General features: G+C 35.3%; 22 protein-coding genes and 1 pseudogene. 14 read left to right on the top strand and 9 right to left on the bottom strand.

Annotated elements, in window-relative coordinates; all coding sequences use genetic code 11:
* The first annotated feature begins 9 nt into the window (after positions 1-9).
* Genes ACFEMA_RS08995 through ACFEMA_RS08975 form a run of 5 tightly spaced genes read left to right on the top strand, consistent with a single transcriptional unit; the run spans position 10 to position 4,004 of the window.
* The gene (locus ACFEMA_RS08995) at positions 10-597 is read left to right on the top strand and encodes a DUF2911 domain-containing protein (RefSeq protein ID WP_411767811.1); all 588 of its coding nucleotides are present in this window, start codon (positions 10-12) and stop codon (positions 595-597) included.
* 3 nt (positions 598-600) lie between these two features.
* A complete protein-coding gene (locus tag ACFEMA_RS08990; RefSeq protein WP_411767810.1) occupies positions 601-1,314 on the top strand; it encodes a PepSY domain-containing protein in 714 nt (237 codons plus the stop codon).
* Between the two features lie 16 nt (positions 1,315-1,330).
* On the top strand, positions 1,331-1,813 hold the full coding sequence (locus ACFEMA_RS08985; RefSeq protein ID WP_411767809.1) for a DUF305 domain-containing protein: 483 nt from the start codon (positions 1,331-1,333) through the stop codon (positions 1,811-1,813).
* Positions 1,803-3,530: an efflux RND transporter periplasmic adaptor subunit gene (locus tag ACFEMA_RS08980; RefSeq protein ID WP_411767808.1), complete on the top strand. Its 1,728-nt coding sequence runs from the start codon at positions 1,803-1,805 to the stop codon at positions 3,528-3,530. The genes ACFEMA_RS08985 and ACFEMA_RS08980 overlap by 11 nt, the downstream gene beginning before the upstream one ends.
* 33 nt (positions 3,531-3,563) lie before the next feature.
* Positions 3,564-4,004, top strand: coding sequence for a heavy-metal-associated domain-containing protein (locus ACFEMA_RS08975; RefSeq protein ID WP_411767807.1), 441 nt, complete (start codon positions 3,564-3,566; stop codon positions 4,002-4,004).
* 355 nt (positions 4,005-4,359) lie between these two features.
* On the opposite strand, the gene ACFEMA_RS08970 is transcribed toward ACFEMA_RS08975, so the two are convergent.
* Positions 4,360-4,878: a hypothetical protein gene (locus tag ACFEMA_RS08970; protein ID WP_411767806.1), complete on the bottom strand. Its 519-nt coding sequence runs from the start codon at positions 4,876-4,878 to the stop codon at positions 4,360-4,362.
* Between the two features lie 102 nt (positions 4,879-4,980).
* On the opposite strand from ACFEMA_RS08970, the gene ACFEMA_RS08965 reads away from it, so the two are divergent.
* The 5 genes from ACFEMA_RS08965 (at position 4,981) to ACFEMA_RS08945 (ending at position 13,237) form a co-directional block, all read left to right on the top strand.
* The gene (locus ACFEMA_RS08965; RefSeq protein WP_411767805.1) at positions 4,981-5,439 is read left to right on the top strand and encodes an RNA methyltransferase; all 459 of its coding nucleotides are present in this window, start codon (positions 4,981-4,983) and stop codon (positions 5,437-5,439) included.
* Between the two features lie 27 nt (positions 5,440-5,466).
* Positions 5,467-6,351, top strand: coding sequence for a GTPase Era (gene era, locus ACFEMA_RS08960; protein ID WP_411767804.1), 885 nt, complete (start codon positions 5,467-5,469; stop codon positions 6,349-6,351).
* Between the two features lie 163 nt (positions 6,352-6,514).
* Positions 6,515-7,819: a ribosome biogenesis GTPase Der gene (der, locus tag ACFEMA_RS08955; RefSeq protein ID WP_411767803.1), complete on the top strand. Its 1,305-nt coding sequence runs from the start codon at positions 6,515-6,517 to the stop codon at positions 7,817-7,819.
* Positions 7,820-7,835: 16 nt separating this feature from the next.
* Positions 7,836-10,274: a T9SS type B sorting domain-containing protein gene (locus ACFEMA_RS08950; RefSeq protein WP_411767802.1), complete on the top strand. Its 2,439-nt coding sequence runs from the start codon at positions 7,836-7,838 to the stop codon at positions 10,272-10,274.
* 155 nt (positions 10,275-10,429) lie between these two features.
* Positions 10,430-13,237 (top strand): outer membrane beta-barrel protein, encoded by a 2,808-nt coding sequence (locus tag ACFEMA_RS08945; RefSeq protein WP_411767801.1) that lies wholly within the window; start codon positions 10,430-10,432, stop codon positions 13,235-13,237.
* A gap of 52 nt (positions 13,238-13,289) precedes the next feature.
* On the opposite strand, the gene ACFEMA_RS08940 is transcribed toward ACFEMA_RS08945, so the two are convergent.
* The 5 genes and pseudogenes from ACFEMA_RS08940 to ACFEMA_RS08920 all read right to left on the bottom strand — a co-directional run bounded on the left by ACFEMA_RS08940 (position 13,290) and on the right by ACFEMA_RS08920 (position 16,446).
* Positions 13,290-14,105, bottom strand: a complete 816-nt coding sequence (locus ACFEMA_RS08940) for a TPM domain-containing protein (RefSeq protein ID WP_411767800.1) — start codon at positions 14,103-14,105, stop codon at positions 13,290-13,292.
* A complete protein-coding gene (locus ACFEMA_RS08935; RefSeq protein WP_411767799.1) occupies positions 14,105-14,542 on the bottom strand; it encodes a TPM domain-containing protein in 438 nt (145 codons plus the stop codon). Before ACFEMA_RS08935 ends, ACFEMA_RS08940 begins: the two co-directional genes overlap by 1 nt.
* Before the next feature lie 3 nt (positions 14,543-14,545).
* Positions 14,546-15,132: pseudogene (locus ACFEMA_RS08930) on the bottom strand (LemA family protein).
* A gap of 11 nt (positions 15,133-15,143) precedes the next feature.
* The gene (locus ACFEMA_RS08925) at positions 15,144-15,473 is read right to left on the bottom strand and encodes a MerR family transcriptional regulator (protein WP_411767798.1); all 330 of its coding nucleotides are present in this window, start codon (positions 15,471-15,473) and stop codon (positions 15,144-15,146) included.
* A gap of 1 nt (position 15,474) precedes the next feature.
* Positions 15,475-16,446 (bottom strand): M23 family metallopeptidase, encoded by a 972-nt coding sequence (locus tag ACFEMA_RS08920; protein WP_411767797.1) that lies wholly within the window; start codon positions 16,444-16,446, stop codon positions 15,475-15,477.
* A gap of 129 nt (positions 16,447-16,575) precedes the next feature.
* Here ACFEMA_RS08920 and alaS point away from each other — a divergent pair, with 129 nt between their 5' ends.
* Together alaS and ACFEMA_RS08910 are read left to right on the top strand one after the other, a co-directional pair.
* Positions 16,576-19,218 carry an alanine--tRNA ligase gene (gene alaS, locus ACFEMA_RS08915; protein ID WP_411767796.1) on the top strand — a complete coding sequence of 881 codons (2,643 nt, stop codon included), beginning with the start codon at positions 16,576-16,578 and terminating at the stop codon, positions 19,216-19,218.
* A gap of 7 nt (positions 19,219-19,225) precedes the next feature.
* Positions 19,226-20,179 carry a GSCFA domain-containing protein gene (locus ACFEMA_RS08910; protein ID WP_411767795.1) on the top strand — a complete coding sequence of 318 codons (954 nt, stop codon included), beginning with the start codon at positions 19,226-19,228 and terminating at the stop codon, positions 20,177-20,179.
* A 202-nt stretch (positions 20,180-20,381) separates the two neighbouring features.
* Here ACFEMA_RS08910 and coaD read toward each other — a convergent pair whose 3' ends face one another.
* The 3 genes from coaD to ACFEMA_RS08895 are packed head-to-tail and all read right to left on the bottom strand — an operon-like array spanning position 20,382 to position 22,236.
* A complete protein-coding gene (gene coaD / locus ACFEMA_RS08905; protein ID WP_411767794.1) occupies positions 20,382-20,840 on the bottom strand; it encodes a pantetheine-phosphate adenylyltransferase in 459 nt (152 codons plus the stop codon).
* Positions 20,841-21,221 (bottom strand): hypothetical protein, encoded by a 381-nt coding sequence (locus tag ACFEMA_RS08900; RefSeq protein ID WP_411767793.1) that lies wholly within the window; start codon positions 21,219-21,221, stop codon positions 20,841-20,843.
* Between the two features lie 34 nt (positions 21,222-21,255).
* Complete coding sequence (locus ACFEMA_RS08895) at positions 21,256-22,236, bottom strand: D-alanine--D-alanine ligase (RefSeq protein ID WP_411767792.1); 981 nt, start codon at positions 22,234-22,236, stop codon at positions 21,256-21,258.
* Between the two features lie 153 nt (positions 22,237-22,389).
* Here ACFEMA_RS08895 and ACFEMA_RS08890 point away from each other — a divergent pair, with 153 nt between their 5' ends.
* Together ACFEMA_RS08890 and ACFEMA_RS08885 are read left to right on the top strand one after the other, a co-directional pair.
* A complete protein-coding gene (locus tag ACFEMA_RS08890; RefSeq protein WP_411767791.1) occupies positions 22,390-22,953 on the top strand; it encodes a PASTA domain-containing protein in 564 nt (187 codons plus the stop codon).
* A 1-nt stretch (position 22,954) separates the two neighbouring features.
* Positions 22,955-23,992 carry an RluA family pseudouridine synthase gene (locus ACFEMA_RS08885; protein ID WP_411767790.1) on the top strand — a complete coding sequence of 346 codons (1,038 nt, stop codon included), beginning with the start codon at positions 22,955-22,957 and terminating at the stop codon, positions 23,990-23,992.
* The last annotated feature ends 50 nt before the right edge of the window (positions 23,993-24,042 follow it).

Raw genomic sequence — 24,042 nt, 5'->3', positions numbered from 1 at the left:
ATAAAACTAATGAAAAATCCAATCCTATTAATTGTGTTAGTGCTTACAATCGTAAGTTGTAAAAACGAAAAATCAAGTTCAGAAGAGCAAAAACACAATCATAGTGCTGAAACCGAAAAAGTTGAAGAACCAAAGAAAAAACCATTAAGTCCGCATACCGAAACCATGGCTATGATAGGTGACGCTCATATTCATATTGATTATTCATCACCAGGAGTAAGGGATAGAATCATCTTTGGTGGTTTGGTTGGTTATGACCAAGTATGGCAAGCAGGAGCGCATATGGCGACTTGGTTAGAGACTAATAAAGATTTAGTTATAGATGGCAAAGCGCTTCCTGCGGGGAAGTATGGATTTTTTACCATTCCTTCTAAAGATGAGTGGACTGTAATGATTAATAAAAATTGGGATCAACATGGTAAAGATGAATATGCTGAAAAAGATGATGTTATAAGGTTTAAGGTGAAACCAATAACCTTAGAGGAATCCGTAGAACATTTAGAATATAAGGTCAATAAAATAGATGATGAAAGCGGCACTATTTCAATGGCTTGGGAAAAAGTTAAAATCGAGTTTCCTTTTACAATAAAAAATTAGAAAATGGTAAACAGGCATACAGCTTTAAAAATTAGAAAAACGCATAGGTATTTAGGTCTTTTTTTAGGGATTCAATTCCTGTTTTGGACGATTAGTGGTTTGTATTTCAGTTGGACGAATATTGATGAAATTCACGGAGACCACTTTAAGAAACTCAACTATCAACCAAAAGCGTTTAATAGTCTAATAAGTCCTTCACAACTTAATTCTCCAGAAGGGGTCAATACTATTGAGTTGAGAGATATTGGCAATATCCCTTACTATTGGGTAAACAATAAGCAACTTTTTAGTGCTATCGATGGAAGTCCTAAAAATAGTATTACGGAGGATGAAGCACTTTACATCGCCAAAAACCATATGAAAAGTGGTTTAGAGGTAGAATCTGTTGAGCAGATTACTGAAACCGGGAAACATCACGAGTATCGAGAAAAACTGCTACCTGCTTATGTTATATCCTATACAACCGACGAGGCTCTAAAAGCATACGTTTCCGTAAAGGACGGTAAATTTCAAACCGTAAGACATCGTTCTTGGAGATGGTTTGATTTTTTATGGATGACACATACCATGGATTATGAAGGTAGAGATAACTTTAATACGTTAGTTTTAAGAGCCTTTTCATTTTTAGGGTTGATAACCGTTTTAAGTGGTTTTTTACTTTGGTACACATCATCACCGTCAATTAGAAAACTATTAAAAAAGAAGAGAAATAAATAACTAAAAATCAACAAGTATGGAAAGTTCAAAAGAACACTCAAACAAGGGAAATTATAAAACCTTCTTTATAATGTTGGCTTGCTCATTTGTAGCAATGTACATCACAATGTATTTAAACACGTATGCAATCGACCATGTATGGTTTAGCTTAACACGATTCTATATGACGTGTTTGGGTATTGCTACAATGGCTGTTATTATGTGGTTTTTTATGCGGAAAATGTACAATGATAAAAAGAAAAATATTGCCATACTTGCAGGTAGTTTTATACTATTTGTGGGTGCTTTAGGGTTGGTAAGAACGCAAGCACCAATTATTGGAGATGTACTTTGGATGAAAGCTATGATTCCGCATCATTCTATCGCTATTTTAACAAGTGAGCGTGCAGATATTCAAGACCCAGAGGTTAAACAATTAGCAGAAGATATCATAAAAGCACAACGCAAAGAAATTGAAGAAATGAAAGCAATGATAAAACGGTTAGAAAATGAAAAATAATAAAATAGTCATATACATAGGCTTGCTCGTATCAGGCCTGTTGTTGGGTTGGTTGCTATTTGGTGGTTCATCAAAGAAAGAAACAAGCCAAAACCAAGGTGTTGAAGCAGAAACCAATCAAATGTGGACCTGTTCTATGCATCCACAGATTATGCAGCCAGAAGCAGGCGATTGTCCTATTTGTGGTATGGATTTAATTCCTGCGGAAAGCGGAAGTGATGGCTTAATGGCAGACCAATTCAAACTAACAGAAAATGCAATGGCTTTAGCCAACATCCAAACAACTATTGTAGGTAAAGGCAATGTTGATGGCAATACCATAAAACTATCTGGAAAGATTGCTGAAAACGAAGAAGCCAATGCAGTACAGGTCAGTTATTTTTCTGGTAGAATTGAACGTTTGAATGTGAGTTTTACTGGTGAAGAAGTTCGTAAAGGCCAGCTACTAGCAACTATTTATTCACCTGAGTTGTATGCAGCACAACAAGAATTAATTACAGCAGCATCTTTAAAAGAATCACAACCAGCTTTGTATAAAGCGGTTCGCAATAAATTAAAATTATGGAAGCTCTCTGAAAATCAAATCAATCAGATTGAAGAAACTGGAAAAGTAAAAGAAAATTTTCCTGTATATGCAACTGTTTCAGGCACAGTAACAGAAAAACTAGTAGAACAAGGGGATTACGTCAAACAAGGTCAACCTTTATTAAAAATCGCCAATCTCAACACAGTTTGGGGAAACTTTGATGTGTATGAACATCAGATTGACCGCTTTAAAAAAGGACAGGAAGTGATGATAACAAGCAATGCCTATCCTAACAAAGAATACAAAGGTAAAGTCGATTTTATTGACCCAGTTTTAAACACCAAAACAAGAACAGTAACCTTGCGTGTGGTGCTAAATAATAAGGACGATGTATTTAAACCAGGCATGTTTGTGACGGCAACTATTGAAGGTAGTACAACTAACAATATGGAAGTTCTAACAATTCCAGCATCTGCTGTGTTATGGACAGGTGAGCGTTCTGTGGTGTATCTAAAAACAAATGCAGACCAACCCGTTTTTGAAATGCGTGAAGTTAAATTAGGTAATCAAATAGGCAATCAATATGAAGTTTTAGATGGAGTTTTTAATGGAAATGAAATTGTAACAAACGGAACATTTACAGTTGATGCAGCTGCACAATTAAATGGCAAGAAGTCTATGATGAATAAGGACGGTGGAAAAGTAATGACTGGTCATGAAGGACATACAATGGAAATGGAAACAATGAAGATCGATTTTAACTCAACATTAGAAAAATCTTTTCAGCCTGTTATCGATGTTTACATTGAGCTTAAAGACGCTTTAACACAGTCAAATTTAGTGTTGGCATCTAATAAAAGCGAAGCATTTAGAGAGGCGTTAGAAGCGATTCCAACTACTGATAGAGAGGAAGCTAATAATTATTGGTCTATCCTACATAAAACATCTAAAGGCATAAATGAGAACGTTAGTATTGAACATCAACGTGAACAATTTCAAATCATATCAGACAATTTAATTGCTATGGTTAAAAATTTTGATAAGGTTGACGATAAATTATTTGTTCAATTCTGTCCAATGGCAGATAATAACAATGGTGCGTATTGGTTGAGCAAAGAAGAAAAAGTAATCAATCCATATTTTGGTGACGCCATGCTAACCTGCGGTGAAGTAAAACAAGTCATAGAATAATAAAACAAGTCATAACAATTAAATTTTAAAAAAATGAAGAAAGTAATTTTGAGTGTAGCTGCAATAGCAGTATTAGGTTTCACAAGTTGTAAAAACGAAACCAAAAAAGAAACAGAAACAACAACAACTGAAATGTCTAAAGATATGGCAATGACAAATCTGTCTTTTGGTGTAAGAGGGAATTGCGGTATGTGTAAAAGCACTATCGAAAAGGCAGCTAACGGTGTAGAAGGAGTTGCAAGTGTCAATTGGGATGTCGATAAAAAGAAAATTGATGTGTCTTTTGATGATTCAAAAACTGATGCTATGGCAATTCACAAAGCAATTGCAGCTTCAGGTTACGATACGGAAAAAGTTGAAGGTGATGAAGAAGCGTATGAAGATTTACCAGGGTGTTGTAAATACGACCACGACATGATGATGAATCAATCTGGTGAAACAAAAAGTGATGACCATTCGAATCAAGACCATTAAGATTTAGTAATCTTTGTAAACACTTATTTTGAAATTATTGATTAATAACTGAAAGAGTTGAAACAGGAATTAATTTTTTAGGAATATGTCGAAATGTGTAGTTTCAAAATTTTAGACAAAATGAATATAATCCTTTTATAAATTCTTATCAGGATAAGTGCTGAATACAGACATAAAACACCTATTTTTGACACTTAATCAGAGTACACGATTACGTACACGATTTTGAGGTAAAAGTATTAAAATAGCGTAAAAACGGGGGAAAGTTTCAAGCTCATAACCCGAAGGTCACTGGTTCGAGTCCAGTTCCCGCTACAAAGAAAGCCTCTTGAGAAATCAAGAGGCTTTTGTTTTACTAAGCACGTTTTTTTTCAATAGTGTTCGCCTTCTTTTCTTTCTTTTTAGTCTCTTCTGGTGGAATGATGTACCTATGATTATCATTAAAAAACTGCTCTCGCATGGCTTCCATTCGTTTTATCATATCATCCATATTTGGAAAAGTTGACGGTGAACCACTAGAAAAGAAATTATCCTTAAAGAAGTCATCCGAAAAGAACTGTTTCATGATGGAATCGTGTTCAGTAAAACCATACATCCTTGGAGATTGAAACATGGAGAAACGGTTTTGCATTTTATTAAAAATACTATCTGCGTCTATACTTTTTAGATCTCTTGAAGATGACCAAGTATATATGGAATCATAACGAATGATATTTCCATTTTTATCAACTTCTTTGTTGACTTTCCAACTTCCTTTGGGTTCGTTAAGACTATTTTTTTCTATCTCAATTTTAGAACTTTTGTCTTTTGAGTTTTGTGCGTTGCAGCTTGTAGCTAAAATTGCTACAAACAAAAAGAGCATTACTTTTTTCATTTTATACAATTTTAAATTAAACTATCATCTATTATAATTTCAAAAAAAATGCCAATCTGTAAAGGTCTACATTTTGTCAGATAGTTTTATTTTTGCAATTGTATGAATGACAACCTTAAAAATGAATTTTTTGGTATAGGCATCCAAAATGGTAAAACACCAGAAAATCTCGGGGTGCTTTGGCGGTCTACACAAAACCTTGGAGCTAGCTTTATATTTACCATAGGTAATCGTTATGCAAAACAAGCATGTGATACACACAATGCCGTAAAATCAATGCCTTATTTTCATTATGATTCGTTTGAAGACTTTTTTAATAACCTTCCTAAAGGGGCAAGGCTAGTTGGGGTGGAGCTAACTAAAGAGGCTGAAGATTTAGAAACGTTTCATCACCCTCGACGGTGTTTATATTTATTAGGTGCAGAAGACCATGGACTATCTAACGAAGCTATAGAAAAAAGTCATTTTTTAATAAAATTTAAATCGCAACTAAGTTTAAATGTATCCGTTGCAGGAAGTATTGTGATGTACGATAGAGGAATAAACAAACCAAGGTCGTAACTTTGCAGGCATAAGAGTTATAATTATATGAGTCATAAAGCAGGTTTTGTAAATATCATCGGAAATCCTAATGTGGGGAAATCCACATTAATGAACGCTTTTATAGGTGAAAAACTGTCTATTATTACCTCAAAGGCTCAAACCACGAGACATCGCATTTTGGGGATTGTTAATGGTGAAGATTTTCAAATGATTCTGAGTGATACACCAGGAATTATTAAGCCAGCCTATCAACTTCAAGAATCCATGATGGATTTTGTGAAATCTGCTTTTGAGGATGCAGATGTGCTGATTTATATGGTTGAGATTGGTGAAAAAGAATTAAAGGATGATGCTTTTTTCAATAAGATAACGAACTCTAAAATCCCGGTTTTATTATTGTTGAATAAGATTGATACCTCTAATCAAGAACAGCTTGAAGAGCAGGCAGAATTATGGCAGCAAAAAGTGCCTAATGCAGAGTTTTTCCCAATTTCAGCTTTAGAAGGATTTAATGTACAGAATGTTTTCAATAGAATTATTGAGTTATTGCCAGAATCACCAGCATTTTATCCAAAAGACCAATTGACAGATAAGCCCGAACGTTTTTTTGTGAATGAGGCGATACGCGAAAAAATCTTAATGCACTATAAGAAAGAGATTCCTTACGCTGTAGAAGTAGATACTGAAGAATTTTTTGAAGAAGATAACATTATAAGAATGCGTTCGGTTATAATGGTAGAGCGCGAAACCCAAAAAGGGATTTTAATAGGGCATAAAGGTTCGGCGTTAAAGCGAGTCGGAGTAGAAGCCCGTAAAGACCTTGAAAAATTCTTTGGCAAGCAAGTGCATTTAGAGCTGTATGTAAAGGTCAATAAAAATTGGCGTAGCAACCAAAAGCAGCTTAGGCGTTTTGGGTATAATAAGAAGTGAAAAAGTACTAAGTATAAAGTACAAAGTGTAAGTTTTGCATTTTAATTAAACTTCAGTATTTAGCCAACAGCCAAAATCTCAAATCGTTAATCAAAAATCGTAAATTTAAAGCTACCTTTGCACCCGCTTACAGGGTATGTAAATGCAGATTAATTCTTAAGACATGGGAAATATAGTAGCAATAGTTGGCCGTCCAAACGTAGGTAAGTCCACTTTTTTTAATCGTTTAATTAAAAGAAGGGAAGCTATCGTTGATGCTGTAAGTGGTGTGACCAGAGATCGCCATTACGGAAAAAGTGATTGGAACGGTAAGGAATTTTCTTTGATTGATACTGGCGGATATGTCGTCGGGAGTGATGATATTTTTGAAGCTGAAATTGATAAACAGGTGGAGTTGGCCATTGAAGAAGCAGATGCCATTATTTTTATGGTAGATGTGGAAACAGGGATTACCGGTATGGATGAAGATGTTGCCAATCTATTACGTAAGGTAGAGAAGCCTGTTTTCCTAGCCGTTAATAAGGTGGATAACAATAAACGAGCTCAAGATGCAGTTGAATTTTACTCTTTAGGTCTTGGTGATTACTTCACTATTGCAAGTATTAACGGTAGTGGAACCGGAGATTTGCTAGATGCTTTAGTAGAAGCTTTACCGGAGCAGGAGGAGGAAGAGGAAGAAATTCTGCCAAGGTTTGCTGTAGTTGGAAGACCAAATGCGGGTAAATCATCTTTTATAAATGCTTTAATCGGTGAAGAGCGTTACATTGTTACAGATATTGCAGGTACTACAAGAGATTCTATTGATACCAAATACAACCGTTTTGGATTTGAGTTTAACTTAGTGGATACTGCAGGTATTCGACGTAAGTCCAAGGTAAAGGAGGATTTAGAATTTTATTCTGTAATGCGAAGTGTTAGAGCTATTGAACACTGCGATGTGTGTTTGGTGGTTTTAGATGCTACTCGTGGATTTGACGGACAAGTTCAAAATATATTTTGGCTCGCAGAACGTAATAGAAAAGGAATAGTCATTCTAGTGAATAAGTGGGATTTGGTGGAGAAAGAAACCAAAACTGCAAAAGAATTTGAGAACCATATTAGACAAGAAATTGCTCCATTTACAGATGTGCCAATAGTCTTTATATCAGTGCTTAATAAGCAGCGTATTTTTAAAGCGATTGAAACTGCTGTTGACGTATACAAAAACAGAACCAAGCGCATTAAGACAAGTGTTTTAAATGATACGTTACTGCCGATAATTGAAAATTATCCTCCGCCTGCTTTAAAAGGAAAGTTTGTAAAAATTAAATACATCATGCAGTTGCCAACACCTCAACCGCAGTTTGCCTTTTTTTGTAACTTACCTCAGTATGTTAAAGAACCGTATAAGCGTTACTTAGAAAATCAATTACGTGATCATTTCGATTTTACTGGTGTTCCGATAAGCGTTTACATGCGAAAAAAGTAGTATTTTTAATGCTGCTATGAAAAATAAAAACTCAATATTATTTTTGTTTTTATTTGTGTTTTCCCTTGTTGGAATAGCACAGAACCTTCCACCAGAGATAAGTGTTACAGGTAATCAGCTTTATTGCCCAATGGCACCAATACCGATTGTAACATCGGCGAGTATTTCAGATCCTGACCCAGAAGATTCGTCCCTGTCAGAGATATTTGTTCAAATTTCTGGGGGTTATCAATTAGGTGAGGACCTTTTGACTTTAGGCGGGGTTAACCCAAATATTACGGCATTATGGAGTGCGTCTGAAGGTGAACTAAATCTTAAAGGGCCTGCAACTTTTGAGGAATTTGCAACGGCTGTTGAAAATGTTTTCTTCCAGACAACTGAAACGGTTTTTACAGAGGATAGAGAGTTCTCCATTAATTTAAGTGACGGTAAATATTTACCAAGTACAGGGCATTACTATATTTTTGAAGAGGCTCCTGGTATTTCTTGGTCAGCAGCGAGAACGGCAGCAGAAAACCAGACGTATTTTGGTATCCAAGGCTACTTAGCGACATTAACATCTTTGGAAGAAGCCCAGTTTGCAGGAGAACAAACTTCTGGTACAGGTTGGATTGGTGCAACGGATGAGGAACAAGAAGGTCTTTGGAAATGGGTCACGGGACCAGAAGCAGGCACTGCTTTTTGGCAAGGTGCTGTAAATGGTACTCCTATTAATAATGCATTTTCATTTTGGAACACAGGCGAACCAAATAATTTAGGCGACGAAGATTATGCTCATATCACAGACCCTTCAATAGGTATCGATGGGTCGTGGAATGATTTGCCTTTAACCTCTAATGCCAATGATCCTTCAAACCCGTATTACCCTAAAGGCTATATTGTGGAATTTGGGGGTTTAGGTAATGAGCCAGAGTTAAATATTTCTGCGAATAGTATCGTAAGAATGCCAAGACTTGTCAGTGAAGAGTTTTCGTTTTGTGGAGGCAATAATATTACTATTTCTATAGCATCTACAACAGATGAAGTGTTTTGGTATGAATCCGAAACATCTACTACCGCTATATACTCAGGCTTTGATTTTGAGACATCACTAGACAGTACTACTACATTTTGGTTAAATCCTTACCAAGAATTTTGTTCAGAGGGCTATAATGTGAGATATCCAGTGACTATTACTATTAATCCACTTCCTGATGCAGAGGACATTACCGTTATACAATGTGATGATAACATTATGGGCGATGGTATTTCCACTTTTAATTTAAGCAATTATGATGATGCCATTACCGCAGGTATTATGGATAATAGAAGTGTTACTTATTTTTTGGATGCTTCCCTCACTTCAGAAATTGATACTACAAATTATACCAATCAATTTAATAATCAAATTGTCTATGCTAGAGTTGAAAACACCCAAACAGGTTGTATGAATTCGGCTGAGGTAACATTAAGGGTGAATAGCTCTGAAGGAAATGTAGCGGTATTGGAAATTTGTGATGATGAGCTCGAAGATGGAATAGCAACATTTGATTTGTCGGAAGTTGACAGTCAGGTTTTACAAGGGGTATCCTCAGATTATGAAACTTCATATTTTGAAACATTGAATGATGCTCAATTAGACGTGAATGAATTGCCGGCTAATTATTCGAATACAAACCCTTATAATCAAACCATTTTTGTTAGAATAAATGATGGATTTAATTGTATTGGTATTAATGAAGTAGAACTTATTGTAAGACCTTTGCCAAATCTTTTGGACAACAAAACGGTCTATTATTGTCTCAACGAATTTCCTCAAACGATACGTCTATCTGGTGGAATTGTAGATGATATACCTAATAATTATTACTACAATTGGTCAACTGGGGTGACCACAATACAAATAGAAGTCAATACCCCTGGAACCTATACAGTTGATGTCACTGAAGTCGATGGCTGTACAAACTCTAGAACAATTACTGTATTACCTTCAAGTTCTGCAGTGGTAGAGTCCATTAATATTACTGATGCCTCGGATAACAACAGTATTGAAGTACAGGTTAGTGGATCTGGAGAGTACGAATACGCTTTAAATAATCCTAATGGGCCTTTCCAAGAATCCAACACTTTTTTAAATGTGACTTCAGGGACACATACAATTTACATTAGAGATCTAAATGGATGTGCCATAACTGAAGAAGAAGTTATAGTTCTGGGCTTTCCAAAATACTTTACTCCTAACGGAGATGGAAATCACGATGTGTGGTTAATTAATGGATTGGCTTCTGATGCTTTCCAAGGCTCGATTTTAAAAATTTTCAATAGACATGGTAAGCTCTTGGAGGTTCTTTCTGCATCCAAACCGAGTTGGGATGGCACCTATAACGATAACCTTATGCCATCAGATGATTATTGGTTCTTAGTTGAACTTGCCGACGGTAGGACTATTACAGATCATTTTGCTCTAAAACGATAAGTCCTTTACTATTTTATATTTATTTTAAGAAATTTCATACGAAGTTACATTTATATTCGTTCTTTTAGTAGTTAAAATTATCCTAAACTAAAAGAATAGTTGTTTAACTATATAAATAGTTTTAGGTTTGAACCACCAATCATCAATCAATATCAATGAGAAAATTACTTTTCATTAACGTCCTGTTATTATCACTGTTTTCATTTGCACAGCAAAAATCATTTCAGATTTATGGAACTCTCGTGGCAGAGGATACAAAACAGCCTTTAGAGTCAGCAACGGTTTATTTAGAACGCGCTCAAGATAGCAGCTTAGTCACTTACACCATTTCGGATAATGAAGGAAAATTCCAACTTCAAGATAAAACTTATGACGATGCCTTAACCCTTTATGTGTCTTACGTAGGCTACCAGACGTATAAAAAGGTAATTCCTATTAACGCTGAGGAAATTAAACTGAATCAAATTACACTTAAAGTAGATAACAATGCCTTAGATGAGGTTGTTATAAAATCAAGAGCGCCAATTACCATTAAAAAAGACACTCTAGAATTTAATGTAAAGTCATTTAAGACTAAGAAAGATGCCAATGTTGAAGACTTACTAAAGCAACTGCCAGGTGTTGAAGTAGATGCCGAAGGCAATATTACGGTCAATGGTAAAAGCGTTAATAAAATTTTGGTGAATGGTAAACCGTTTTTTGGAAATGACCCAACAATTACAACCCGAAACTTAACTAAAGAACTTATTGAAAAGGTGCAGGTCACCGATACCAAAACAAAGTCCGAAGCTTTCTCTGGTGAAAAGGGAGATGATGAAAACAAGACCATTAATTTAACAATAAAAGAAGAGAATAATAAAGGTGTTTTTGGACGGCTTTCAGGTGGCGCGGGTACAGATAAACGTTATGAATATGCCGGCTTAGTTAATATTTTTGATAACGATCGACGATTTTCAGTGCTTGCAGGGGGGAATAACATCAACTCACCGGGATTTAGTTTTGGGGAGATACAGAAAATGTTTGGGAACATTACCTCAATGTCAGTAAATAGCTCAGGGGCATTTTCCGTTAATGGCCGCTCTTTTGGTGGTAGTGGACAGGGAATTATCACGTCCACTAATGCAGGAGCCAATTATGCCGATGTTATTTCCAAAGGGTTTGATGTGGCTTCAGATTATTTCTATTCTAACAGTAGTTCTGAAAATGAAAGTAAGACCGAGCGTGAAAATATTTTACCAGATTCACGATTCTTTACAAATTCTAATTCCAGAGAAACTACTGATAATAGTAATCATCGTTTTAATGCTGATTTTGATATTGAAGTCGATTCCACCTTTCTGATAAGTGTAAGACCTTCATTTAATTACGGGAATTCTACAAGAAAAACAGACCGATTTGAAGAGTCTCTAGATGACAATAGGGATTTAATAAATCAATCTACTTACGATGCCTTTTCAGAATCGAATGTAAGAAATTTTTCAAATGATTTTGATATTACAAAGCGCTTTGGTAATAATGGTGCTTTTCTAAAATTTGCGTTAGAAACAGAAATAAATACTACGGATGGTGAAAATTTTCAACGTTCGGAGACTTTAATTAGTGACCCTAATGAGGATGATATTATAAGGGACCAGTTTACGGATGATGAAGAGGACTTTAATAGTCTTCGAGTAAGTACAACGTATCGTATTCCTTTAATAGCAAAAGAATTATTTTTAGATACAAAGTTTAACTATTTAGCTGATAAACGAACAAATGTCAATTCTACATTTGATTTTAACGATGCTACACTTCAGTATGATCAATTCAATACGGATTTAAGTTCTGATTTTGTATATAAAAACAGAAGAGCAACCCCTAGTTTAGACTTAACCTATCGTAAAGATAAGTTGAGGTTGAGTTTAGAGGTTGGCTATGTGTTTAGGACGTTAGAAAATGAGGATAATTTGTTGGATGAAAATGGTGATGAAGTGCGTCCGGAGTCTGATTTAAAACGTCGATTTGAGGCTTTTGAATTTAGTGGAAACCTGAATTATCGCTTTAGTGACAAATCATCCATCTACACAGGTTACGGTTTGTCTAATATACCACCGCAATTAAGACAATTACAAGCGTTTCAAGATGTATCTAATCCATTAAACATCGTTACGGGTAATCCTAATTTAGAACCATCTAATGAATTTAGGTTATATGGAGGTTATAATAATTTCGATTGGCAAAAACGCTCTGGGTTCTTTTCTAACATCAATGTAAATGTGACTAATAATCAAGTGGTGGCAAAGACGACTGTTGACAATAATTTTGTTAGAAATACGACCTATGAAAATGTCAACGGTAATTATAGAATCAGCGGTAGTGGCTCATTCAGAAAAACCATAAAATTAGATTCCCTTCGTTCATTAAAATACAGAGTCGGTGGTAATTTTTCAACTTCTCAGAATATTAATTTCAATAATGACGTGAAGTATGCTTCAAACAATGTGAATATTGGCCCAAGTGTGGGCATTACCTTAGAGTGGAAGGATGTATTAGAATTTGCTCCGACGTATAATTTATCCTTTACTAAAACAACGTTCGACTTAGATCAGTTTAACGAGCAAAATTTTGTACAGCACAATCTAAGACTTAGAACAGCTACCTTTATGCCAAAGCATTTTGAATGGCGGAATGACATTAATTTTAATTACAATCCAAATATTGCTACAGGCTTTCAGAAAAGTGCATGGTTTTGGAACTCTACCTTGGCGTATTCTTTCTTAAAAGATAAAGCCACATTAACCTTAAAGGCTTATGATTTGTTGAACCAGAATACCAATGCGAGACGAACGGCTACGGCTGATTACATTCAAGATTCACAAAGTACGGTATTACAACGCTATTTTATGTTAAGTTTTAGTTGGAAATTCAATAGTCTAGGACCAAAAGGAAATACGGGTGATGGTAATTTTATCTTTTTTGATTAGTAAGAAGTAAGAAGTAAGAAGTAAGAAGTCTACTATTTTTTAAACATTTAAATCACCAACCGCCTGAAGCTCCACCGCCGCCAAAGCTACCTCCGCCGAAACCACCACCAAATCCTCCGCCAGAGCTGCCTCCAAAACCACCAAACCCACCTGAAGAAGACCCTTTAGAGTAACTGCCGCGCCCCATATTGCTTAAAATAATAGCATCTAATAAGCTTGTGCCTCCACCATTAGAACCTCCACTATTTCCACCACCACGACGATTTTTAGAGATGGCAATGATTATAATTATGAAGAAAATAAAGAGTATAAAAAAGACGGCTACAGGAAAATCGGAATTAGAATTATGTTGTCGCGTGCCTTGATACGCACCAGTAAGGACTTCAAAAATGGCATCCGTCCCACGATTAAGACCACCATAGTAGTCGTTACGCTTAAAATAAGGGATGATGTCTCTTTCAATAATACGTCTGCTTAAGGCATCCGTTAAATAGCCTTCAATACCTTTACCTGTATTGATACCGATCTTTCGATCTTCATAAGCTAATAAAACAAAGATGCCATTATCTTCTTTGGCCTGTCCGATACCCCATTGTTCTGCCCATTGTGCCCCGAGATAGTTAATGTACTCTCCTTCGGTAGAGTTAATAATGGCGACAACAATTTGGGTAGAAGTTGTGTCTGAATATCTTACGAGTTTATCTTCCAGATTTTTCTTTTCAGAAGTAGAAAGTAAATTTATATAATCGTAAATACTGGTTTGTTCCTCTGGTTTTGGGGGAATTTCATATTGCCCATAACTTGTAAACACACTCGAAATACAAACCAAGAATACAACTTGAAATACAATGTGCTTAAGTCTTAACATTAGCCTTTAGAAATAGAATTATCTAATTCATCAATATCGTCATGTGTCCAAGGGAAATGTTTGGAGAGTGCTTCCCCAGCATTTTCAATACCCTCGATTAAACCGTTTGCAAAATGTCCTTTTTTAAAATGTGAAGCAATTACATCCCTTGTAGAATTCCAAAAGGTTTCACCGACGATGTCATTAATACCTTTGTCGCCATAGATTACAAATTCTCGTTTATTTACAGCAACATAAATTAAGACTCCATTTTGGTCTCTGGTATTGTCCATTTTTAAGACATGAAAGACTTCCATAGCATGCTCTAAGGTATTACCCTCACAGGTAGATTCGATATGTACACGTATTTCACCAGAGGTGTTTTTTTCAGCCTTTCGAATGGCTTCAACAATATTCTGTTCTTCTTTGGCGGTTAAAAAGTCTTCAAGGGCTGACATGGTCTAGTTGAAATCAAATTCAACATCAGGAGCATTTTCACTACCTGCTTCAGCTTTATAATATGCTTTTTCATCAAAACCTAGGAATCCTGCAACAAGCTTTGTTGGCATTTTACGAACGTAAGAATTATAAGGCTCTACAGCCTCGTTATACCGGTCTCTTGCTATATTGATTCGGTTTTCAGTGCCTTCTAATTGACTCTGTAGCTCTAAAAAATTCTGATTAGCCTTTATTCTGGATAGCGTTCAACGGTAACTAATAAACTCTTTAAAGCTCCAGTAAGACCACCTTGTACTTCATTAAATTGTGCTAATTGTTCTGGAGTAATATTGTTTGGATCAATATTTATTGAAGTCGCTTTAGCTCTTGCATTAATCACAGCTTCGAGTGTGCTTTTTTCAAAATCAGCCGCTCCTTGTACCGTTTTAACCAAGTTACCTATTAAGTCATTTCGTCTTTGGTAACTACTTTCAACATTACCCCATTCCTTGGTAACACTTTCTTCTAATTCAACAGCAGTATTATTGACGTTGAATCCCCAAAAAATGACGATGACAACAAGTGCAATTGGTATAATCCACTTTTTCATAAGTTCTAAGTTTAAAGTTCTTTTTTGATTTTAATGAGTTGCGCCTTGATGTTTTCTAACTTTTCTATGATTTCAAAAGTACTTAAGGCTTGTTTTTTTTCTTCTTTAAGATGAGTCTTAGCACCGTCTAAGGTAAACCCACGTTCTTTGACCAAATGGTAAATAAACTTCAGGTTTTTTATATCCTCAGGAGTGAATTTTCGATTGCCTTTGGCATTCTTCTTTGGTTTTAAAACATCAAATTCCTTTTCCCAAAAGCGAATCAATGATGTATTTACTTTAAATGCCTTGGCAACTTCACCAATACCGTAATAACGTTTTTCAGGTAAGTCTACGTGCATATTAATCGAGAGATTGGTTTTCTAAAGATGCTTTTTCCAATAACTCATTAAACTCTTTAGCCGATAAATTGCCATAGTAGAAGTTTATTGGATTAATACGTTCTTCGTCCTTAAAAATTTCATAGTGTAAGTGGGGAGCTTCCGAACGGCCTGTACTACCTACAAAACCTATTAAATCACCGCGCTTTACACGTTGATTGACCCTTACATTGTATTTGTATAGGTGCGCATATAAAGACACATAACCATAACCATGATCTATCCTAATGTGTTTTCCGTATCCTGTCGAGCTGTTATCAGCGCGTTTTACAATACCATCACCTGTGGCATAAATTGGAGTACCACGAGGGGCTGTAAAATCCATCCCATAATGAAACTTCCTTACTTTAGTAAAAGGGTCTGTTCTATACCCATACCCAGAAGCCATACGGGTTAAGTTTTCGTTATTGACAGGTTGAATGGCGGGAATAGCCTCTAAAAATTGTTCTTTATCTTCGGCGAGTATCTTTATTTCATCCAAAGATTTTGATTGTACAACTATGGCCTTTTCTATGATGTCTAACTTTTTGTTAGTCTCTGCAATGAGTTTGGAATTGTCATAACCTTCGTATTTTTTATAACGGTTTACACCACCAAAACCTGCTCTTCGTTGCTCTTCAGGTATTGGATTTGCTTCAAAATACAGACGATAAATAGCATTGTCTCGCTCCTCTACATTTTCAAGTGCTGCTAATGCGTCTTCCATACGTTTGTCTAACAACTCATACTGAAACTTTAAATTCTCATTTTCCCTAACGAGTTGACGTTCTTTTGGGGATTCAAAAAAGTTACTCGCAATAATGACAAAAAAGAAAGCAAATAGGGCAGCCGCTAAAAGAAAGACAACAGCATATTTAAAAGTGGTACGTTTCTTTCGCTCTATCTTTCTATAGGATAGCGTTTCAGAATCATAATAATATTTTACCTTACCCATATAGTTATTTATACTATTTTTGCTGCTAAATAGCACTATTTGTGCTTATTTTTTACTTGCAAAGCTATCAAAGATAAAAATTGTTTTGCAATAAATAGAAATTATAAAAATTAGCTTTTATTACGCAATATGAAGTCTCAAGAAATACGCGATAAATTTTTAAGTTTTTTCGAAAGCAAACAACATACTATTGTGCCTTCTGCTCCAATGGTGTTGAAAGATGACCCTACCTTGATGTTTGTGAACTCGGGCATGGCACCTTTTAAAGAGTATTTTTTAGGGAACAGTACACCAAAAAGTAATCGGCTAACGGATTCCCAAAAGTGTTTGCGGGTCTCTGGTAAGCATAATGATTTGGAAGAAGTCGGCTATGATACGTATCACCATACCTTATTTGAAATGCTGGGGAACTGGAGTTTTGGTGACCCTGACGGCCAAAGCCAAAATGGCGTAGGTGGTTATTTTAAAAAAGAAGCTATTGCTTGGGCTTGGGAATTATTGACCGAAGTTTATAACATTGATAAGAATATTCTTTACGTTACCGTATTTGAAGGTGACAAAGAGGATAATACACCTATGGACCAAGAAGCCTACGACTTTTGGAAAGCTATTGTGCCTGAGGATCGGATTTTAATGGGTAATAAAAAGGATAATTTCTGGGAGATGGGAGATCAAGGGCCTTGTGGACCTTGTAGCGAAATCCATGTTGATATTAGACCTGAAGCAGATAAGAAAAAAGTAGATGGAAAATCATTAGTTAATGAAGACCACCCTCAAGTAGTAGAAATCTGGAATTTGGTCTTTATGCAATACAATCGTAAGGCTGATGGAACCTTAGAGAACTTACCAGCAAAACATATAGATACGGGTATGGGGTTTGAGCGTCTATGTATGGTCTTGCAAGGGGTTCAATCTAATTATGATACGGATGTTTTTACTCCATTAATTAGAGAAATTGAAACGATTACCAATACAGATTATGGTAAGGATGAAAAGTCGGATGTTGCAATTCGAGTAATTTCGGATCATGTTAGGGCGGTTGCTTTTTCAATCGCCGATGGACAACTGCCTAGTAATAATGGCGCTGGTTATGTAATACGCCGTATTTTAAGACGTGCCGTTCGTTATGGATTTACATTTTTAGATAAGAAAGAGCCGTTTATTTATCGATTGGTTGATGTTTTGGTAAAGAAAATGGGCAAAGCATTCCCTGAACTGAAATCACAAAAACAACTCATTGAAAATGTTATTAAGGAAGAGGAAACATCATTTTTAAGAACCTTGGATCAGGGTCTGTTATTATTAGATAAGATGATTTCTGACGTTAAGTCAAAAGAAATTTCTGGTGACAAGGTGTTTGAATTAAAAGATACATATGGTTTTCCTGAAGATTTAACTGAATTAATTCTTCGTGAAAAGGGATTTACATACAACAAAGAGGACTTCAAACAAAAGCTTAAAGAACAACAAGAAAGAGGTAAGCAGGCATCGGCATTAAAATCTGATGACTGGACAGTCCTAAAAGAGGATGAAGTTGAAGAATTTATTGGTTATGATGCGTTATCGGCTGATGTTAAAATTACCCGATACCGGAAGGTGACTTCAAAAAAAGATGGAGAATTATATCAACTTGTTTTTAATCTCACTCCGTTCTATGCAGAAGGTGGTGGGCAAGTTGGTGATAAAGGCTATTTGGAAGACAGACACGGAAATGTTGTTTATATACTAGACACTAAAAAAGAGAGTAATGTTATTATTCACTTTGCAAAGGAGCTTCCAGAACATCTTAATGAAACTTTTAGGGCGGTTGTAGATGCTAAACAACGTCGCAGAACAGAGTGTAACCATACGGCAACACACTTATTACATCAGGCACTTAGAGAGGTGTTAGGTACCCATGTTGAGCAAAAAGGATCTGCAGTACATTCAAAATATTTACGATTCGATTTTTCTCATTTTTCAAAATTAACCAGAGAAGAACTCAGAGACGTTGAAGATTTTGTCAATGCACGTATTGAAGGTAAATTACCGCTAGAGGAATTTAGGAATATCCCGATCCAAGAGGCATTAGATAAAGGAGCATTAGCATTGTTTGGTGAAAAATATGGTGATACTGTAAGAGCGGTGAAGTTTGGTCAATCCATGGAGCTTTGTGGCGGAACACATGTTGATAATACTGCTGATTTATGGCATTTTAAGATTGTGTCTGAAGGTGCAGTTGCTTCAGGGGTAAGACGTATTGAAGCCATTACCAGTGATGCAGTCAAGGATTTTTATTTTGAAAATAACCGCGCCTATTTTGAAATGAAAGACCTACTGAATGCTCAAGAGCCGGTAAAAGCATTACAAAGTTTACAGGAAGAAAATGCCGAATTAAAAAAGCAGGTTGATTCTTTATTAAAGGATAAAGCTAAAAATTTAAAAGGTGATCTTGTTGGTGAATTAGAAGATATCAACGGTGTTAACTTCTTAGCCAAAAAAGTTGATTTGGATATGTCTGGTATTAAAGATTTATCTTTTGAATTAGGGAGTCAGTTCGAAAATGTGTTTTTACTATTTGGGACCGAACAAAATGGTAAAGCTATGCTATCTTGTTACATTTCTAAGGATGTTGTAGCTAGTAAAGGGCTTAATGCTGGCACTATTGTCAGAGAACTTGGTAAGTTCATCCAAGGTGGTGGTGGTGGACAACCTTTTTATGCGACTGCAGGAGGTAAAAATCCTGATGGAATTTCGAAGGCTTTAGAGCAGGCAAAATCATACTTGAATTAATTTTTAGGTGAAACTTCAAACCAAAATACCAATAGAGAAAGAAAAGTATAATCAAATCGATTATAATTCAAACGTTGTTTTATTGGGTTCTTGTTTTGCTGAAAATGTAGGTGAGAAGTTTGACTATTTTAAGTTTAAAAGTGCTGTAAATCCGTTTGGTATTCTATTTCATCCCTTAGCCATTGAAAGTCTTATTACGCGGGCAATCAATAGCGACTATTACGAAACTTCAGAAGTGCAAGCTGTGAATGAGCATTATGTATGTTATGATGCACATTCTAGAATGAATACTACTGAACCTTCAGATTTGGTGTTAAAATTAAATTCAGCATTAGATCAAACTTTGGAGCAACTTCAAGATGCGACTCATGTTATTATAACTTTAGGAACTAGTTGGGTTTATAGACATATTGCTAATGATGCCATTGTGGCGAATTGCCACAAAGTGCCACAAAAGGAATTTTTAAAAGAACTTCTTTCGGTGGATGAAATAAAGGCCTCACTCCAGGCTATAGTAAGTTTGGTTAGGGCTATTAACTCTAAATTGAGTTTTATTTTTACGGTATCACCAATTAGGCATATAAAAGATGGTTTTGTAGAAAATACATTGAGCAAGTCGCATTTAGTTTCGGCTATACATCAGGTTGTTGACATTAGGCATCAGTTGTATTATTTTCCATCTTATGAAATTATGATGGACGAACTGAGGGACTATCGCTTCTACAAGGACGATATGGTTCATCCTTCAAAACAGGCTATAGATTATATTTGGGAGCGATTTGTTGATTGTTGGGTTACAGAAGATACATTGCCTACCATGAAAGAAATTGATGCCATTCAAAAAGGACTTTCTCATAGATCGAGTAAGGTTGAGGGTTTGGAAAATGTAAAATTTCAAAAGCAACTACTGTCAAAAATTGAATCAATAACAGCTAAGTTTCCTCACATTATATTTAATTAAATTTAAAATGAAACCTAATGAAAATGAATTGGTTAAGTTTGATTTAAACCTTGTTGTTACACTTTGTCTTTTTTACTTGCAATTTGTCGAAAAAAAACATAATGCAAATATCTACATGTTATATTTATAATGCTATTAATCAATTTCATTAAAAAGCATTGATCTTTGATCCTAAGGACTGAGTTTGGTGCTTTTTTTGTTTTTAGGGATTAACCTCAACGCTCTTGGGAACTAAAACAGAATAATCACCACCATTTCGTATTACGTCCCTTACAATTGAAGAAGAAATATAAGAGGTTTTTGCAGCTGTTAGGAGAAAGACCGTTTCAATTTTAGATAATTTTCTATTGGTATGCGCAATGGCTTTTTCAAACTCAAAGTCTGCAGGATTTCGCAATCCTCTAAGGATAAATTTAGCATCCACTTCTTCACAGAAATCTATAGTTAAACCTTCGTAAGTCATTACTTTTACTTTCGGTTGGTCTTTAAACGCTTCTTCAATAAAACGCCGCCGTTCATCAATAGAAAACATATACTTTTTATCGGCGTTAACACCAATGGCAATAATAACTTCATCAAACAACTTTACTCCGCGTTTAATAATGTCGTAGTGGCCTAATGTTATTGGATCAAAGGAACCAGGAAAGAGTGCGCGTTTCATTTATATCCTTTTAATTTCATAAATTATTTTATCTAAATATTGTTTTTTTAATTGCGATTTCTCGAAACTTACAGTCACATCTTCCCAGTTGTCTGCTTCATCCAAATATTTAGTTTTGCGATACTTTAATGCGCTATAAGTGGCATCAATTTCTCGATTTAATGATATGTTATATTTATTCATTTTGAATTCAATAGAATCATTTTCAATATTAATAATTTTCATGAGTGTAAATTCGCCATGAGCCTGTTCAATAAAATAAATATCATCTACTTTAGGGTCATTTATGTACTCTGCACTTTCACTACTAGTTTCAGCACAAGAAGTTACTCCAATCAAAGTAAATATTAATACCGATTTCAAGAATTGGAAGGTGTTCATAATTAATAGGTTAAGATTTGTAAGTCAAAGATAACTAATTATTTTTCAAAGCCTCTTCAATACCATTTGAGAACAAATCGACAAGGCTAATGCCCGCTTTGGCAGCTTGTTGGGGTAGAATACTTTCCTTGGTTAACCCAGGTACGGTATTTATTTCTAGCAAATGAGGTTCGTCATTTTTAAAAATAAATTCACTTCGAGAAAACCCAGTGAGACCCAATGTTTCATATATTTTTTTAGCTTGAGCTTTGACTTTATTTTCGTAATCTTTTGAAATTCTGGCAGGGGTAATTTCTTGTGATTGTCCTAAATACTTTGCCTCGTAATCAAAAAAATCATTTTCAGAAACGATCTCTGTTATCGGTAGCACTATGACTTCCCCCTTATACGAAATAACACCAACAGAGACTTCTGTACCATCTAAAAATTCTTCAATAATTATCTGTGTATCTTCTTTAAATGAGATATCAATTGCCGTTTTTAAATCTTCTTTTTTATAGACTTTAGAAATGCCATAACTGCTACCAGCTCTATTTGCTTTTACAAAACATGGCAAGCCTACTTTTGTAATAATAGCTTCTTCGTCGATAACCTCTCCCAGATTGAGGTAAAAACTTTCAGCAGTTTTAATGCCAAAGGGTTTTAATGTAGCTAACAAGTCACGCTTATTAAAAGTTAGTGCTGCTTGATACATAGAGCAACCAGTTATGGGAATATTCAAAAGGTTAAAATAGGCTTGCATATAACCATCTTCGCCTGGGGAACCGTGTATGGCATTAAAAACACAGTCAAAGGAAATAGGCTGACCATCAATAACAGTGGTAAAGTTGTCTTTGTTTATGGGATATTCATTTCCACTTTCATCAACATAAACCCATTTATCTTTAAAAATATGAATAGAATAAGGATTGTATTTAGACCTATCTAACATATTATAAACAACAGCTCCACTTTTAAGTGAAATTTGGTATTCGCTAGAATAACCACCCATTAGTATTGCAATATTTTTTTTCATAAATCAAGAAAAAACCGATAATGTAAATGTATCATTTATTTTATTTTTGAAATAACATCGATTTATAAATTATCAACGTACTTATAATGCACATACGTATTAATAATTATATACGTTAAAATGATTAGTTTTGTCCTTTACCTATTTTAATTTATGAGTTTTGTAAAATTTTTGACCAGTAAAGTCTTTTTAAAGCAGCTTGGTCTTGCGATTGTTGCCGTTTTAGTCTTTTGTTTTTTTGCGTTAAAATGGCTAGATATTACTACCAACAAGGGAGAATTCAAAGTTGTTCCCGACCTTAAGGGAAAATCTTTAAATACTGTGCAGATTGAGCTAAAGGACCGTGATTTGGTTATGGAAATACAAGATTCTGCAAACTATAATCCCGATTACCCAAAATATTCTGTTATAGAACAAGACCCTGTTGCAGGTGCACAAGTCAAGGAAAACCGAAAAATTTATTTAACATTAAACCCGTCAGGTTATAGAAAAGTAGCTGTACCTAATATTGTAAATAGAACATTTAGACAAGCGAAACCAACACTAGAGGCACTTCAGTTTGAAGTTGGTAAAACCACCTACGTCGATAATATTGGCAAGGATATAGTATTGTCTATGTCTCACGATGGAAAGAAACTTTCTGAAGGAGATATGCTGCCGTTGACGTCTAAAATAGACTTAGTATTAGGAAACGGAAACAGACCTTCTTCTAATTAATATGAAAGCGCAGCCCGATTTCGATAATGAGGATGAAGATCTTTATGAGCACTATGCTTTTAAGGTAGAAAAGGGGCAGCAGCCACTTCGTATTGATAAATACCTCATGAATTTTATTGAGAATGCTACTCGAAATAAAATACAGGTAGCAGCTAAAGATGGTAGTATCTATGTTAACGATAGTCCAGTAAAATCCAATTACAAGGTTAAACCTCATGATGTTATTTCTGTAAAATTTGAACATCCACCACATGAACATCTACTTGTTGGTGAGGATATTGATATTGATGTCGTTTATGAAGATGATGATCTCTTAGTTGTCAACAAACCTGCAGGAATGGTAGTACATCCGGGTCATGGTAATTATTCTGGAACCTTAATCAACGGGTTGATTTTTCATTTTGAAAACCTGCCAAATAATTCAAGCAATAGGCCTGGCTTAGTACATCGAATTGATAAAGATACCAGCGGTTTACTCGTGGTGGCTAAAACAGAACATGCCATGAATCACTTGTCGAATCAGTTTGCGGAGAAAACCTCAAAACGAGAATATGTCGCTTTGGTTTGGGGTAATGTTGAACACGAAGAAGGTACGGTTGAAGGAAATATTGGTCGCCATCCCAAAAACAGATTACAAAATACGGTATTTGAAGGTGATGATGCCTACAAAGGAAAACCTGCGGTAACCCATTATAAGATTATTGAACGTTTGGGGTATGTCACTTTATTAAGTTGTAAGCTCGAAACCGGACGGACGCATCAAATTAGAGTCCACATGAAACACATTGGGCACACTTTGTTCAATGATGAGCGTTACGGTGGCGAACGCATTTTAAAAGGGACGACTTTTTCTAAATACAAGCAGTTTGTAGATAATTGTTTCAAGGTTTTGCCGCGCCAGGCACTACATGCTAAAACATTAGGTTTTGAACACCCAACAACGGGAGAGTTTATGAATTTTACTTCAGAAATACCTGAGGACATGTCTCAGTGTATCGAAAAATGGAGACACTACGCAAAGCATCAAGAAAATCTATAGTAGCATAAATAATTATTGCTGCACTTGTTTAGGAATTTAGCTTCTTCGTC

This window comes from Winogradskyella sp. A3E31 (genome assembly GCF_046720935.1).
Lineage (GTDB): Bacteria > Bacteroidota > Bacteroidia > Flavobacteriales > Flavobacteriaceae > Winogradskyella.
This window is presented reverse-complemented; position numbering and strand designations above follow the sequence as displayed.